The organism is Herbaspirillum sp. B65 (genome assembly GCF_000333555.1).
Taxonomy (GTDB): domain Bacteria; phylum Pseudomonadota; class Gammaproteobacteria; order Burkholderiales; family Burkholderiaceae_D; genus Herbaspirillum; species Herbaspirillum rubrisubalbicans.
Map to the genome: position 1 here is coordinate 1 of NZ_BADI01000949.1, position 2,102 is coordinate 2,102.

The following is a 2,102-nucleotide window of genomic DNA, read 5'->3' on the forward strand; positions in this document are numbered from 1 at the left end:
GGCCCGCGCCGCGCCGATCTTGCGGCCCCTGCCGCGACGGCTGCTGTTGAGCGGCGATCATCCGGCGCTGGGCGCCATGGCGCGGGCCTTCGGCAAGTATGCCGGCCTGGATGCGCAAGTCGCCACCCCGCCCAGCTCGCTGATGCTCTCGGCCCAGATCGCGGCGCAGATTCCCATCGACTACCAACTGGCATTGGCCCTGGCCTGGGAGGGATTGGCATGAGCTGCGGATTCGATTTCTCGCGCTCGCCGGCGCAGCGGCGGCGCATCCGGGAACGAAACTTCTATCGCGCACTATCTGCGGCCGTGTTGCTGGGCTGTTTGCTGGCCCTCCTGCCGGGTGCGCGCATTTTCCTTCATACACGCTCTTTCCAGGAGGCCAACGCGCTATTGCGCCAGGCGCTGCACAAACTCGCGCCGCAGGTACAGCAAGCCGCGGCACTGCGCAAGCGCATCGAGGCGCTGGAAAAACAACTGGCGGCCCAACAGCAATTGACCCTGCGCCGCCAGCAGGCCGGCCTGCTGGTGCGCAGTGCCGCGCAGGCGGCCCAGGCGGCGAACAGCCCACTGCGCCTGCAACGCATCCTGCTGCAAGCCGATCACGCCGAGTTGCGCGGCCAGGCCGTCAACGCGCAGGAGCTGCGCGACTTTACCAACGCGCTGGCCGGCGCCGGCCTGGAAGGTGCAACGCTCAATGACCTGCAGGCCGAGGATGGTGCCTATGCCTTCAGCCTGATCATCCCGCTGGCGCCCCCGACAGCAGCGCGTGGAGCGACACCATGAAGACCTCCTCTTTGCATACCCATCCCGCCCACTGGCCGCTGCCCGCACGCCTGGCGCTGTGGCTGCTGACCATCGTCCTGTGCGCGCTCAGTGGCCTGTTATTGGCGGTCGATGAGCTGGACGACCAACGCCAGGCGGCACGCCAACAACAACAGGACTTGCGCGCCCAGTACCAGGCGGCACTGACGCAGGTGGCGCAGCAGGCCACGCTGCAATCGCGCCAGAACGCGCTGGAGCTGCAACTGGCCGAGCATCAGAACCAGCTCTGGCCACCGGACCAACTGCAAGCCGAACTGCTGCAGGCCAAGCTGGCGCGCAGGGCCAACGAATGTGGACTGACGCTGGAATCCTTCAAACCCCTGAGCGGCAAGCTGGGGGCGGCCATCGTGCTGCGCGGCGGTCATGCCGGAGTGCTGCGTTTCATCGAACTGGTCAGCAGCGCGCCACTGCCGGTGCTGTTCGAAAGCCTGGACATCAGCGCGGTCGAGCATCACGGCCAGGCCATGCTGCAGATGAACGCCAGTGTCAGCGCTCCCGCCGCCAGCCCTGCGCCTGCTGCCCACCCCACCCAGGAGCCCAGGTCATGAAACTGCTGTCGTTGACGCTCTCACCGCTGCTGCTGGCCGCGGCGGTCTATGGCACGCTGCAAGCGGTGCAGCATCCCGATGAAGCCGCCGCCACCCGCATCTGGATGGAGAGTGCGCGGCCACTGCCACCGCCGCCACTCCCCGCCATGCCCGCGGCACCGGCCCCGGCCAGCACGCCGCCCGTGAGCGACGACAGCGAATTGGCCGATCCCTTCCATCCCCAGCAAGACGCGCACGCCAGTCAACCCAGGCGCGCCCCTCCCAGCGCCGATGAGGAAGACGATGAAGCCAGCCCCAGCCACACCTCCGCCCCACCCGCAGCAAGCGCCGCACTCGCGCCTCCCACATTGCGCCTGCTAGGCACATTGCGGCGCGACCAGCACTGGACCGCCATCGCCGAACTGGATGGCGCCACCCATCGTCTGCAGGTCGGCGACATGTTGCCGGGTGGCCTGGGGCAAGTGATGGCCGTGCGCGAAGAACAGATCGACATCGCTCATGCCGGCAACACCAGAACCATCTCGATGGCCAGCTCCACGGGGACAGCCAGCCCCGCGTTGGCACCTCCCTCCGCCACTTTTCCGGCGAAGACCAGCCGGGCATCGCGCTTTACAGTACGCAAGAACAAACGGCGCCTGATCAGGCCGGGAGTCACGCCATGAAGATCCTGTTGCTGGTGCTGGCCGCCCTGCTGACCCAGATTGCCAGCGCCGAAAACCGCCTGCACGCCAT

General features: G+C 67.5%; 3 protein-coding genes and 1 pseudogene. All 4 read left to right on the forward strand.

Annotated features, from left to right (window positions below):
- Nucleotides 1-223: pseudogene (locus I5W_RS22195) on the forward strand (pilus assembly protein PilM); the annotation flags it as partial.
- The gene (locus tag I5W_RS22200; RefSeq protein WP_044530873.1) at nucleotides 220-783 is read left to right on the forward strand and encodes a hypothetical protein; all 564 of its coding nucleotides are present in this window, start codon (nucleotides 220-222) and stop codon (nucleotides 781-783) included. The pseudogene I5W_RS22195 and the gene I5W_RS22200, both read left to right, overlap by 4 nt.
- Nucleotides 780-1,370, forward strand: a complete 591-nt coding sequence (pilO, locus tag I5W_RS22205; protein WP_044530874.1) for a type 4a pilus biogenesis protein PilO — start codon at nucleotides 780-782, stop codon at nucleotides 1,368-1,370. Before I5W_RS22200 ends, pilO begins: the two co-directional genes overlap by 4 nt.
- Nucleotides 1,367-2,032, forward strand: a complete 666-nt coding sequence (locus I5W_RS22210; RefSeq protein ID WP_044530875.1) for a pilus assembly protein PilP — start codon at nucleotides 1,367-1,369, stop codon at nucleotides 2,030-2,032. The genes pilO and I5W_RS22210 overlap by 4 nt, the downstream gene beginning before the upstream one ends.
- Nucleotides 2,033-2,102: the final 70 nt, after the last annotated feature.